At 66.2% G+C, this 13,106-nt stretch carries 8 protein-coding genes and 2 pseudogenes; 5 read left to right on the forward strand and 5 right to left on the reverse strand.

Features of this window, described 5'->3' with window-relative positions; genetic code table 11:
• Nucleotides 1-11: 11 nt before the first annotated feature.
• The 3 genes and pseudogenes from CFB47_RS07925 to CFB47_RS07935 all read right to left on the reverse strand — a co-directional run.
• Nucleotides 12-1,367, reverse strand: coding sequence for a hypothetical protein (locus tag CFB47_RS07925; RefSeq protein ID WP_089460878.1), 1,356 nt, complete (start codon nucleotides 1,365-1,367; stop codon nucleotides 12-14).
• A 1,017-nt stretch (nucleotides 1,368-2,384) separates the two neighbouring features.
• A pseudogene (gene glmS / locus CFB47_RS07930) lies at nucleotides 2,385-4,101 on the reverse strand (glutamine--fructose-6-phosphate transaminase (isomerizing)).
• Nucleotides 4,102-4,248: 147 nt separating this feature from the next.
• A pseudogene (locus CFB47_RS07935) lies at nucleotides 4,249-4,581 on the reverse strand (hypothetical protein); the annotation flags it as partial.
• Between the two features lie 411 nt (nucleotides 4,582-4,992).
• On the opposite strand from CFB47_RS07935, the gene CFB47_RS07940 reads away from it, so the two are divergent.
• The 5 genes from CFB47_RS07940 (at nucleotide 4,993) to CFB47_RS07960 (ending at nucleotide 11,681) form a co-directional block, all read left to right on the forward strand.
• Entirely contained in the window at nucleotides 4,993-5,454 is a 462-nt protein-coding gene (locus tag CFB47_RS07940; protein ID WP_089460879.1) for a (2Fe-2S)-binding protein, read from the forward strand.
• Nucleotides 5,451-7,775 carry a xanthine dehydrogenase family protein molybdopterin-binding subunit gene (locus CFB47_RS07945; protein ID WP_089460880.1) on the forward strand — a complete coding sequence of 775 codons (2,325 nt, stop codon included), beginning with the start codon at nucleotides 5,451-5,453 and terminating at the stop codon, nucleotides 7,773-7,775. The genes CFB47_RS07940 and CFB47_RS07945 overlap by 4 nt, the downstream gene beginning before the upstream one ends.
• A gap of 72 nt (nucleotides 7,776-7,847) precedes the next feature.
• On the forward strand, nucleotides 7,848-8,615 hold the full coding sequence (locus CFB47_RS07950; protein WP_089455990.1) for a class II aldolase/adducin family protein: 768 nt from the start codon (nucleotides 7,848-7,850) through the stop codon (nucleotides 8,613-8,615).
• 107 nt (nucleotides 8,616-8,722) lie between these two features.
• Nucleotides 8,723-10,552 (forward strand): acyl-CoA dehydrogenase, encoded by a 1,830-nt coding sequence (locus tag CFB47_RS07955; RefSeq protein ID WP_089460881.1) that lies wholly within the window; start codon nucleotides 8,723-8,725, stop codon nucleotides 10,550-10,552.
• 148 nt (nucleotides 10,553-10,700) lie between these two features.
• Nucleotides 10,701-11,681 (forward strand): NADPH:quinone oxidoreductase family protein, encoded by a 981-nt coding sequence (locus CFB47_RS07960; protein ID WP_089460882.1) that lies wholly within the window; start codon nucleotides 10,701-10,703, stop codon nucleotides 11,679-11,681.
• 70 nt (nucleotides 11,682-11,751) lie between these two features.
• Here CFB47_RS07960 and CFB47_RS07965 read toward each other — a convergent pair whose 3' ends face one another.
• Nucleotides 11,752-12,396, reverse strand: a complete 645-nt coding sequence (locus CFB47_RS07965) for an SGNH/GDSL hydrolase family protein (RefSeq protein ID WP_089460883.1) — start codon at nucleotides 12,394-12,396, stop codon at nucleotides 11,752-11,754.
• A gap of 22 nt (nucleotides 12,397-12,418) precedes the next feature.
• Complete coding sequence (locus CFB47_RS07970) at nucleotides 12,419-12,955, reverse strand: PadR family transcriptional regulator (protein ID WP_069247687.1); 537 nt, start codon at nucleotides 12,953-12,955, stop codon at nucleotides 12,419-12,421.
• Nucleotides 12,956-13,106 lie beyond the last annotated feature (151 nt).

Here is a 13,106-nt window from a genome sequence, read left to right on the forward strand (position 1 = left end):
GGGAGTCCCTCTCAACAATCGGATACAAACTCGATGGGGTGGTCGCCGGATGGGCGCGGTGCAGCGCGGGTCGCGGAGGTAAGGTCCGGCTCGCAGAACGAATAGCCCACGGCCGCGAACTGGCCGAGGTATTCGCGCACGTCGGCACGGATGCGGTCGGGCGATTCGTCCGTCCTGCCCGCGCGTCGGATCAGGTCCGCGAGCGGCTTGATGTCGCGGACCCGCACGTTGCGACGCGTGAGTTCCTGGATGCCGATGCGGATCAATTCGCCGGTGCGATCGGTCCGCGCGTTGACCGACAGGCCGCACGCACGCAAGCGCGCACAGAACTCGTAGGCACGCCCGCCCTCGAAGCCGCCGATCAACAGCATGTGCGACGCCGTGGCCGCGCCGTCGGCGCGCCGACGCACCGCGAAGCCTGTCGCGCTGAGGGCATCCGCCAGCGCGAGCGCGTTAGTGACGACCTGGCGCGCATATGCCCTGGCGTGCACTTCCATCTCGAGCAGCGTCACGTACAGCGCGAGCGCGTGATGCGTGTGCTGGCTGGAGATGACGTAGTCGCACATCGTCTCGCCGATTCGCCGGCCCACGGCCTCGCGTGCCGTGAGGATCATGCCTTTCTGCGGGCCGGGGAATGTCTTGTGCGTGTTGCCCTGGAGGACGTCGGCACCTTCGCCGATCGGATCCTGGAACTGACCGCCCGCGATGAGGCCGAGCGTATGCGACGCGTCGTAGCTGATACGCACGTCGCTGCGCACGGCCGCGCGCAAAGCGGCGACGGGCTGAGGGAAACGAGGTGCGCTGTGGTCGATCAGCACGAGCGAGCCATCGGGCAGGGCCTCGACCTGGCGCGCCGCGGTCTCGGCGTCGATTATGTCGTGCGCTTTGTCCCACGCGAGGTACGCCGAGCGGCGGCCGAGCGCGGTAACGAGGCCGCGCGTTGCGAAATGTCCGTTGTGTGCGGGATCGATCGACAGCACCACGGCGCCGGGCCGCGATAGCGACAGCAGCGTCGCCAGCGTCGCATGCAGCCCGGAGAGGGGGCGCAGTTCGACGGCCTCGACTCCGTACATCGCACGCGCTGCCGCGACCGCCCGCTGCTCGAGCGCCGTCACGGCGGGAAGGCCGTCAAGCATGAGGCCGCCCTTGACGAAATCGCGGCCCTGCTCGCCGCGCTCGTCGGCCTGGCCGAGGAGATATCGGTGTGAGAGCAGGCTGGCCTGTACCGCACAGGCGAGATCCGACATGCGGTTCTCGTTGGCGGTGAGGGGAATGCAGTCGTCGACGCGACGCTCCTCGTGTGAGAGATTCTCTAGCAAGCCGCGCAATGCAGGCGGGGCCGCGGGTGCGAGTCTTAGTGTCAGCATGGCGTAGTCGAACTCCAGGCGGCCGGATCAATATCGGCAAGATCGGCATTCGCTCGGGAAGCTGTGGGGATTTGTGGTGAGATCGGCGATGCAACGCCGGATTTCAAAATGTGCACCGTGAGTTGTGTTCGAACGTCACGTATGTCCAATGGATAAATCAACACCACGTGGATATACCAACTCCACGACTCGGAAAGCACCCGCTGGCTTGTTCATCGGCATCTCCTTACCCGCCCTGACATCGGCGGAACTCGAAACGACGGATATCGACCCTTCGGAATAGTGCTGAGGGCAATTTGACCGGGTCCGGCAATAACTACCTCGACCGTTATTTGAAAGTAACCGACTTATCAATTGCTTGATGCTGATGTTCGGGAATCGAATGGCAAAAGCATTTCACGCCCGTGCCGCCTTCAATACATCTTTTCTTTCAAATTGTTTTCAATTTCCAGGAGAAGTGACGCCGATATCTCCTGACGAAATTGTGAGCAAAGTATATGTAAATTTTTAAGCGATACAACCGGGGATCTAGGGTTTTTATTAAAACATTCGACTAGAAGATTTCGTTGACCGGAAAATCTTGGCATGTTAAATCGCGGCCGTGATTCTGGATTGGTTTCCCAGTATTTGGAAATCTCTTTTTGCTGTTTATTAGCTTCGATAGATGCGCTGGGTGAAACAAATGAGTTAATTTATTAATTCATGATGATTGGATGGCTTCAGGGAATGGAACATTCCGAACTGCCGAGAAATTGAGATGGCTCTTGGGCACGCTTGCCAGGTCATTCGCGTTGATTCCCGGCTGCACAACTTGCTGGGTTGTGTCGAGCGTGTGTCTCGATGATGGATTGTCGGGATGTGGATCAATCTCGATCCGGATCCCGGATCCCGGATCCCGGATCCCGGATCCCGGACCGCGGTCGCCTAAGCCGTAGGTCACACGTTCGAATCGCGTAGGGCGGGTCGGATGGATTCCTCGAAGACCCACACAGGTCCGCCCCAGGTTACCCAGCCCCGTCACTCAACCGTCACCGATTTCGCCAGATTCCTCGGCTTGTCGATATCCGCGCCACGCAAACACGTCGCGTGATACGCAAGCAGCTGCAACGGCACCACATGCAGGATCGGCGACAACAGCCCGTAGTAATCCGGCATCCGCAGTACCGACACGCCTTCGCTGTTGTCGATCAGCGTATCGGCATCGGCGAACACGTAAAGCTGGCCGCCGCGCGCGCACTTCCTGCATGTTCGACTTCAGCTTCTCGAGCAGCGCGTCGTTCGGCGCGATCGTGGCAACAGGCATCGTATGCGTCACGAGCGCGAGTGGCCCATGCTTCAACTCGCCCGCGGGATACGCCTCCGCGTGGATGTACGAAATCTCCTTCAGCTTCAGCGCACCTTCGAGCGCGATCGGGTAGTGCAGCCCGCGCCCGAGAAACAGCGCATTCTCGTGTCGTGAGAATTCCTCCGCCCAGCGCTCGATCTGCGGCTCGAGCCCGAGCACATCCTCGAGCGCACCGGGCACCCGCCGCAATTGCTTCGTGTAGCGCGCGAGCTGCGCATCGTCGACATAGCCGCGCAGCCGGCCGAGCGTGACCGCGAGAATGAACAGCGCGACCAACTGCGTCGTGAACGCCTTGGTCGACGCGACGCCGATCTCCGGGCCGGCCCGCGTCAGGAAGCGCAGGGCGGTCTGGCGCATCATCGCGCTGGTCGGCACGTTGCAGATTGCCAGCGTGTCGACATGGCCGAGCGCCTGCGCGTACTTGAGCGCGGCGAGCGTGTCGGCGGTCTCGCCGGATTGGGACACGCTGACTACCAGCGTGTTCGGCATCGCGAGCGCATCGCTGTAACGGTATTCGCTCGCGATCTCGACCTGCGCGGGCAGGCGTGCGATCGTTTCGAGCCAGCGGCGCACGGTCAGGCCGGAATAGTGACTCGTGCCGCACGCGAGAATCAGCACGTTGTCGATCTGCTCGAACGCCCGCGCGGCGTCGGGGCCGAACACGGCCGGATCGAACAGCCCCGCATCCGGGAGGGTCGCGGCCACGGCCTGCGGTTGCTCGAAAATCTCCTTCTGCATGAAGTGCCGGTACGGCCCGAGTTTGACCGCGGCCTGCGCGGAGGAAATGGTTTGCACCGCGCGCTCGACTGGTGCGCCGCAACGATCGAGCACGCGCACGCCGCCCGGCCTCAATTCGACGATGTCGCCTTCCTCGAGAAAGATGAAGCGGTCGGTGATGCCGGCGGGCGCGAGCGCATCGGAGGCGAGAAAGCATTCGCCGTCCTTCACGCCGACGACGAGCGGTGAGCCGACTTTCGCGCCGATCAGCCGCTGCGGCTCGTGCTTGCTGAACACGGCGATCGCGTACGCGCCGTGAAGCTGAGAAGTCGCTGCACGGACGGCGGCGAGCAGATCGCCGCGGTACTGGCTGTGGATCAGGTGCGCGACGACCTCGGTGTCGGTCTGGCCATCGAATTCGTAATGCACATCGGAAAGTTGCTTGCGCAACGTTTCGTGGTTTTCGATGATGCCGTTGTGCACGAGTGCGATTTCGTCGCGCGAGAAGATCGGATGCGCGTTGCAGGTTGCCGGTGCGCCGTGCGTCGCTCAACGCGTGTGCGCGATGCCGGTGCCGCCGGCGAGGCCGGTGGTGCGCACGTGCGCGTCGAGATCGGCGACACGCGACACACTGCGTTCGCGACGCGCCTGGCCGTTCACGACCGTCGCCACGCCTCATGAATCGTCGCCGCGATACTCGAGGCGACGCAAACCTTCAATCAGAATCGGGACGATGTCCCGTTGCGCGACCGCGCCGACGATGCCACACATGACACGTCTCCTCCCTGTTAGTCATCATGGACCGCGCGCGTCGTTGCGTCAGCGCGATGCGGTTGCCGTTGCCGCTGCCGTCGTGAATCCGCATCGAGCGGCGATGACGGGCGCGGCCATCCGGCTTTCGAATGCCAGATAAAGCGACTCCTCTAGTACGTTCCAGTGCGCGCCGTGCCGGTACGGGCCCGATCGCGCTTGCCAGCAGGCGACGGTGCCCCAATCGTTCATCTTGAGCGCTACCAGCGCGATCAAGCTCCACGGATAATCGGTGTTGGCGAGTTGCGGCCAGCTCTTGCCGTACTTCCGCATCCCCTGCGCGTAGAACGTCTCGCCGGATTGTTCGGGAACCTGAATACCGGAAAGGAGCGGGAGGATCTGCACCGACGACGCAAAACTGCCGCACATCAGTTAGAGTTGGAGCCCGGGGCGATTCCGCATACGATTCTGGCGCCCCCTGAGCAATGTCGAACCCGCCGAGGCCGAACGTGGCACGCAAGTGCTGCGATCCGAGTCGCCATTTCTGGCAGTTCCGACATGATCGCGTTGCCTGAGTGACGGTTTGCATGGGGCAGAATCCGGGCTGGTGCGTGCCCGCTATCCATCCGGATCGCGGGCCCGATGGCCATCCCCAGCCAGCCGCGCCAATCACCACGCATTGACCGCCGGCCCTGCCGGCGGAGCAGTCCACAAGACGGCGCGGGACCAGCGCAGCAGAGCGCACCCGCCGCCGTTTGAATCCCCACCCGGCACCCGTGGTGCGATGCGGGCGCCTCGACCAGGAGGTGAACGATGATCACGCTGACCGTCAACGGTAGCGAGCAGCACTTCGACGGCAATCCCGACATGCCGTTGCTCTGGTATCTGCGCGATGTCCTCGGCCATACCGGCACCAAGTTCGGCTGCGGCATGGCGCTGTGCGGCGCCTGCACCGTGCACCTCGACGGCGTTGCGATCCGCTCGTGCATCACCCCGGTCGCCGCCGCTTCCGGCAAGCGCGTGACGACGATCGAGGGACTGTCGACGAACGTCGATCATCCGCTGCAGCAGGCGTGGCAGGAACTGAACGTCGCGCAGTGCGGCTACTGCCAGTCCGGGCAGATCATGCAGGCCGCGTCGCTGCTGAAGACGAATCCCCATCCGACCGACGCCGACATCGACGATGCGATGTCCGGCAACATCTGCCGCTGCGGCACCTACACGCGCATTCGTGCGGCGATCCGCCTGGCTGTGCGCCGCGGAGGTGCCGCATGAGCGCGCCCGAACTCTCCGTCCATAACGAAAGCCGTCGCGCGCTGCTGCTCGGCTTCGCATCCGGCGGGCTGCTGCTCGCGTTCGGCGTGCCGTCGCTCGTCCACGCGGCGACACCGGTGCAGCCGCCCGTCAGTGCGAATCCGCAGTATGGCGGCGCCGGGATGCCGCACGGGTTGCGCGACGATCCGCACCTGTTCGTCGCGATCGCGCCGGACGGCACGGTCACCGTGACCTGCATCCGCTCCGAGATGGGGCAGGGCGTGCGCACGAGCGTCGCGCTGGTCGTGGCGGACGAACTGGGCGCCGACTGGGCGCGCGTGATGGTCGCGCAGGCCGTGGGCGACGAGCCGCGCTACGGCAACCAGAACACCGACGGATCGCGCAGCCTGCGCCAGAGCTTCGCGGCGCTGCGCCGCGCGGGCGCGGCCGCACGCACGATGCTCGAACAGGCGGCAGCGGCGGCGTGGGGCGTCGATGCACGACAGGTCAAGGCGACGGTGCATGAGGTCGTCGACACGAAGAGCGGGCGCAAGCTCGGCTTCGGTGAACTGGCGGCGAAGGCAGCGGCGCTGCCGGTGCCGGATCCGGCTACGGTGGCGCTGAAGGCGCCGGCCGAATTCCGCTATATCGGCAAGGGTGAAACGGCGCTGATCGACGGGCGCGACATCGTCGGCGGCCGCGCGCACTACGGGATCGACACGCGGCTCGACGGGATGCTGTATGCGGTCGTCGCGAGGCCGCCCGTCTACGGTGACACGGTCGCATCGGTCGATGCATCGGCGGCGGAGAAGCTGCCGGGTGTCGTCAAGGTCGTGCAGCTTGCGCCAACACCGCTGCCGTCCGGCTTCCAGCCGCTCGGCGGCGTGGCCGTCGTCGCGCGCGATACGTGGACCGCGATCCAGGCGCGCGCGCAACTGCAGATCGACTGGAAGCGCGGGCCCAACTCGAACTACGATTCCGCCGCGTATCGCGAGACGCTCGAAGCGGCTGCCGCGCAACCGGGCGACGTGATCCGCAACGACGGCGATGCAGCGGCAGCGCTGGCCGGCGCCGCGAAGCGCGTGCGGGCGACGTACTACATCCCGCATCTCGCGCACGCGACGATGGAGCCGCCCGCGGCCGTCGCGCGCGTGGCCGACGGCCGTTGCGAAGTGTGGACCTGCACGCAGGCGCCGCAGACCACGCGCGACGAGGTCGCGAAGGCGCTCGGGTTGCCGACGGAGCGCGTGACGGTCAACGTGACGCTGCTCGGCGGCGGGTTCGGCCGCAAGTCGAAGCCCGACTACGTGGTGGAGGCGGCGCTGCTGTCGAAGGCGGTCGGCGCACCCGTCAAGCTGACGTTCACGCGCGAGGACGACATCGCGCACGACTATTTCCATGCGGTGTCGCTCGAGGCGTTCGACGGCGGGATCGATGCGTCGGGGAAAGTGGTCGCGTGGCAGCATCGCACGGTCGCGCCGTCGATCCAGTCGACGTTCAGGGCCGGTGTCGTGCATGAGCAGCCGGGCGAGCTCGCGCAGGGGATTGCCGACTTGCCGTTCGCGATTCCGAACGTGCGGATCGAGAATCCGGCCGCGCAAGCGCACACGCGGATCGGCTGGTTCCGCTCGGTCTACAACATCCCGCATGCGTTCGGCATCCAGAGCTTCGTGTCGGAGCTGGCGCACGCGGCCGGTCGCGACCCGAAGGATTTCCTGCTCGACCTGATCGGGCCCGCGCGGCGTTTCGAGCCGCACATCACGGTGAAGAACGCGAACTACGGCGAGGATCCGGCGCTGTATCCGATCGATACCGGCCGGCTGCGGCGCGTGGTCGAGACGGTCGCGCGCGGCGCCGGCTGGGGGCGCAAGGTGCCGAAGGGGCACGGGCTCGGGATCGCCGCGCATCGCAGCTTCGTGTCGTACACGGCGGTGGTGTGCGAGGTGCAGGTCGACGCCGACGGCAAGATCACGGTGCCGCGGGTCGACATCGCGATCGACTGCGGGCCGCAGGTCAATCCGGAGCGGGTACGCTCGCAACTCGAGGGCGCGGTGGTGATGGGGCTCGGCATCGCGCTGCACGGCGAGATCACGTTCAAGGATGGGCATCCGGAGCAGAGCAACTTCAACGGCTTCCAGGTGCTGCGCATGAACGAGGCGCCGCGCGAAATCCGCGTGCATCTCGTCGCGCCGGACGATTTTGCGACACCGCTCGGCGGCGTGGGCGAGCCGGGCCTGCCGCCCGTTGCGCCGGCGCTGACCAATGCGATCTTCGCGGCGACCGGCACGCGTATCCGCAGCCTGCCGATTGCCGATCAGCTCGCGAAGCCGCACGCGGGCTGACGCACACTATTCCCCACGCCGGGCCGCATCGTGCGGCCCGGTGCACATCGACCCCTGCGCAAGGAGCGTGACGTGGCCTCTTCCGAAGTCAGTGTGAAGCAGTCGGTTTCCCCCGCCGAATGGGATGCGCGAGTCAACCTCGCGGCAGCCTATCGTCTCACCGCGCTATTCGGCTGGGACGATCTCGTATTCACCCATATTTCCGCACGCGTGCCCGGCCCGGAGCACCATTTCCTCATCAACCCGTATGGGATGATGTTCGACGAGATCACGGCATCGTCGCTGGTGAAGGTCGATCTCGACGGACGCAAGGTGTCCGAATCACCTTACGAGATCAACCCGGCCGGCTTCACCATCCACAGCGCGGTGCATGCGGCCCGCGACGACGCGCTGTGCGTGATGCATACGCATTCGATCAACGGCGTCGCCGTATCGGCGCAGGAAGGGGGCTTGCTGCCGCTGTCGCAGCAGTCGCTCGGCGTGCTGGCGTCGCTCGGCTATCACGACTACGAGGGCATTGCGCTCAACGAGGGCGAGAAGGCGCGCCTCGTGCAGGACCTCGGCGCCAAGACGAACCTGATGCTGCGCAACCACGGCCTGCTGACCGTCGGCGCGACGCCGGCAGATGCGTTCGTCGCGATGTACTTCTTCGAAGCAGCCTGCATGATCCAGGTCCGCGCGCAGGCCGGCGGCGCTGCGTTGTTGCCGATCGGCCAGCCGATTCTCGACGGTATCAAGCAGCAGATCGCCGCGGTGACGCGCGGGATGGGCGCCGGGGCGCTCGTCTGGCCCGGCTTGCTGCGCCGGCTCGACCGGCGCAATTCCGGTTACGCGGACTAGCGGATCCGTCGTTGTCGTTTTAGAACGACCGTGCTAAATTCCTGCCAGCACTTTCCGTCACGGAATCCTTCATTCGGCTGACGAAGCCGGCCCCGGGAGGCAGCACGATGAGCTTGTTGATGTCGCGACGCGATCTCGCGTTCCTGCTGTACGACTGGCTCGACGCGGAAGCGCTCGTTGCGTTGCCGCGTTACGCCGAGCACAGTCGCGAGACGTTCGACGCGGTGCTCGACACCAGCGAGCGGATTGCCGAAGACCTGTTCGCGCCGCATGCGGCGCGTGGCGATCGCGAGGAGCCGCAGTTCGACGGCGAGCGCGTGACGCTGATCCCCGACGTCGCACCGGCCGTGCGCGCCTTTGCCGACGCCGGGCTGATCGCCGCGGGCCACGACGAAGCACTCGGCGGCATGCGCTTGCCGAAGCTGGTCGAAGCCGCATCGTTCCTGTTCTTCCAGGCCGCGAACATTGCCACGTCCGCCTATCCGTTCCTGACCGCCGCCAACGCGAACCTGCTGGTCGCGCACGGCAGCCCCGCGCAGATCGACGCATTTGCGCGCCCGGAGCTGGAAGGGCGCTATCTCGGCACCATGTGCCTGTCCGAGCCGCAGGCCGGTTCGTCGCTGTCCGACATCGCGACGCGCGCGGATTTCGAAGGCGATTCGCCGCTCGGCCCGCGCTACCGGCTGACCGGCAACAAGATGTGGATCTCGGGTGGCGAACACGAGCTGACGGAGAACATCGTCCACCTCGTGCTCGCGAAGATTCCCGACGAACACGGCCGGCTGCTGCCCGGCACGCGCGGCATCTCGCTGTTCATCGTGCCCAAGTACCTGCCGGGCGCCGACGGCGCGGCGCAGGGCGAGCACAACGACGTGGTGCTCGCCGGGCTGAACCACAAGATGGGCTATCGAGGTACCACCAACTGCCTGCTGAATTTCGGCGAAGGCACGCGCTACCGCCCGGAAGGGCGCGCAGGCGCGATCGGCTATCTCGTCGGCCAGCCGAACCATGGCCTCGCCTACATGTTCCACATGATGAACGAAGCGCGCATCGGTGTCGGCGCGGGCGCGGTGGCGCTCGGCTACACGGGTTACCTGCACGCGCTCGACTATGCGCGCAACCGGCCGCAAGGGCGCCCGCTCGGGCCGGCGGGCAAGAATGCCGCAGCGCCGCAGGCGCCGATCGTCGACCATCCGGATGTGCGGCGCATGCTGCTCGCGCAGAAGGCCTATGTCGAAGGCGGTCTCGCGCTGATCCTGTATTGCGCGAAACTGGTCGACGAAGCACGCGCGCATGACGATGCGGACGTGCGTGCTCAATCCACGCGCCTGCTCGACATCCTGACGCCGATCGCGAAAAGCTGGCCGTCGCAGTGGTGTCTCGCGGCGAACGACCTCGCGATCCAGGTGCACGGCGGCTATGGCTACACGCGCGATTACGCGGTCGAGCGGCTCTATCGCGACAATCGTCTCAACCCGATCCACGAAGGCACGCACGGGATCCAGGCGCTCGACCTGCTGGGCCGCAAGGTCGCCCAGGACGATGGCGCGTTGCTGCGCGCACTCGATGCGCGGATCGGCGCGACCGTCGAACGCGCGCGAGCGCTCGGTGCCGAGCTGCGCGAGCAGGCCGATGCGCTGGCACGGCGCTGGGCGCGGCTGGTCGACGTCACGCGGCAACTCGGCGCGGTCGGCGATCCGCAGGCGCGGCTCGCGAACGCGAGCGTCTATCTGGAAGCGTTCGGCCATCTCGTCGTGGCGTGGCTGTGGCTCGACGTGACGCTTGCCGCGCACGGGCACGCCGACGATTACCACGACGGCAAGCGTGCGGCGGCCCGCTATTTCTTCAACTGGGAATTGCCGAAAGTGGATGCGCAGCTCGATCTGCTCGCGCGCGTCGACACGACGACGCTCGACATGCGCGACGCGTGGTTCTGATCGTTGTTTCACCGACATTCCGGAATGCAGACGATGTCGTGGATGCCGATTCCGTCGGCTACCGCGTATTCGCCGTGAACCGGCCATGCGGGCGCGCCCCTCGGGATGATTCGATGCGCGGCCCCGCCGCTCAAGGAGAGAGACGAACATGAAAGCCCTGTTGTGTACCGCATTCGGCCCGATCGACAGCTTGCGCATCGAGGACGTGACGATTCCCGAGCCGGCCGCGGGCCAGGTCCGGGTTCAGGTGAAGGCCGCGTCGCTCAATTTCCCCGACGCGCTGATCGTCCAGGGGCTGTACCAGGTGAAGCCGGCGCTGCCGTTTTCGCCGGGTGCGGAATTCGCCGGCGTGATCGATGCGGTGGGCGAGGGCGTGACCGCGTGGCAGCCGGGGGATGCGGTGGTCGCGTTCACCGGGCACGGCGGTTTCGCGCAGCAGTGCGTGGCCGACGTGCACCAGATTGCCGCGCTGCCGCCGGGCATGACATTCGAGCAGGGCGCGGCGCTCGTGCTGGCGTACGGTACGTCGCTGCATGCGTTGCAGCAGCGCGCGCGGCTGCAAGCAGGCGAGACGTTGCTCGTGCTGGGCGCGGCGGGCGGCGTTGGCCTCGCCGCGATCGAGATCGCGAAGGCGCTCGGCGCGCGCGTGATCGCGGCGGCGTCGAGTGCGGACAAGCTGGCGCTGTGCCGTGAAGCGGGCGCGGACGAGACGATCGACTATGCGACCGAAGACCTGCGCCGCCGCGTCGACGAATTGACCGGCGGCCGCGGCGCCGACGTCGTCTACGATCCGGTGGGCGGTGCCTACAGCGAAGCGGCGCTGCGCGCGACCGCGTGGCGCGGCCGGTTCCTCGTGGTCGGCTTCGCGGCCGGCGAGATCCCGAAGCTCGCGCTGAACCTGGCGCTGCTCAAGGAGCGCGACATTCTGGGTGTGTTCTGGGGCGATGCGGTGCGCCGCGATCCGAAGCAGCATGTCGCGAACATGCGCCTGCTGGCCGAATGGTTCGCGGCCGGCAAGGTACGACCCGCGATCACCGAGCGCGTGTCGCTGGCCGATGCGGCCGATGCGATCGCGCGGATGGCGAACCGCCAGGTGAAGGGCAAGGTGGTGATCCTGCCGGACGCGTGACCGGCTTTCCGCGCGCGGCGTGCCGCGTTCCGGCACACGCCGCGCGGCTGCGGTTCGGCGCTCGTGCGCGTTACGCGATCTGCTGCAGAAGGGCCGCGACCCGCTGCCCGAGCGCACGATGCTGATCGGCCTCGAAGTGAACGCCGTCCACCGGGCTCACCTCGATGATCGCGCCGGCATCGAGAAAGTGCGCACCGGCGTCGCTTGCCACCTGTTCGTACCGCTTCGCGAGCTGCCGGGACTTCGCTGCGCCGCCCGCGAAGATCTCGCCGAGGAAGCCGACCTCGACGATCGCCGCAGGCGCCATCAGCACGAGCGTCGGTGATGCACCGGACGGGCCGGCACCGCACGCGGCGATCTCCGCAAGCAGCACGCCGACCGACGTCGCGATGTCGGCGGGCGTGACCGAGAAGCGTGTCTTCAGGTCGTTGGTCCCGAGCATCAGCACGACGACATCGACGGGCAAGTGACTTTCGAGGCATGCACGCAGATACGACAAACCGTTCTTGTGCCGGCCTTCGATCGGATCGTCATGCACGGTCGTCCGCGCGGGCAACCCTTCTTCGATGACCCGCCAGCTCGCGCCGAGCGTGTGCGCCAGCACGCCGGTCCAGCGTTCTTCGCGTGCGAACCGCTCCAGTACGCCGGCACGCGTCATCGGGCGCGTGCCATGCGTGTTCGAATCGCCGTAGCAGAGCACGGTTTTCTGCGTCATCGTCCCTTCCTCCGTCAGTCGTTCAGTCTTTCGGCAAGCGCAGCACGTCCAGCGCGTGCTGCGAGAATTCGACCCAGAACCGCTCGTTCGCGATACCGGCCTGCAGGACCAGGTGCTGAAGGCGCTTCGTGCGCGAATCGGCGCTTTCAGAAAAATCGCGTGCCTCGATCTGCAGATACAGGTCGAGCTTCTCCTGGTGCAGCGCGATGCGCCGCCTGATTTCGTCCTCGAGGCCGGCCGGGCCGAGCACCGCTTCCGCACGCAGGCGCACCATCAACGCTTCGCGCAGCGGCGTCGGGTCTTCCTGTTCGGCGATCCAGCGGCGCAACTCCTTCTTGCCGGCCGGCAGGATCCGGTACGCGCGCTTGCGGCCGCGCCCCGATTCGGCCGGCAGCGATTCGATCCAGCCCGTTTCCTCGAGACGCCCCAGCTCGCGATAGATCTGCTGGTGCGTTGCCTGCCAGAAATAGCCGATCGAGCGATCGAAACGGTCGGCGAGTTCGGAGCCTGAACCGGGGCGTTCGGCGAGCGCGGTGAGGAGTGCGTGGGGCAGGGACATGTCGGATCGGAGGAGGCCGCGGAATGAACCGCATCTTGCCATATCGGGGTCACAGTACAAGATGATGGATGCGTTTATGCAACGGGTTGCATAAACGAAAGCGGTCGACTACTATCTGTGCAACTTGTTGCATAAAAAATGGAGACACCCC

Source organism: Burkholderia sp. AU27893, from assembly GCF_002223205.1.
GTDB lineage: Bacteria > Pseudomonadota > Gammaproteobacteria > Burkholderiales > Burkholderiaceae > Burkholderia.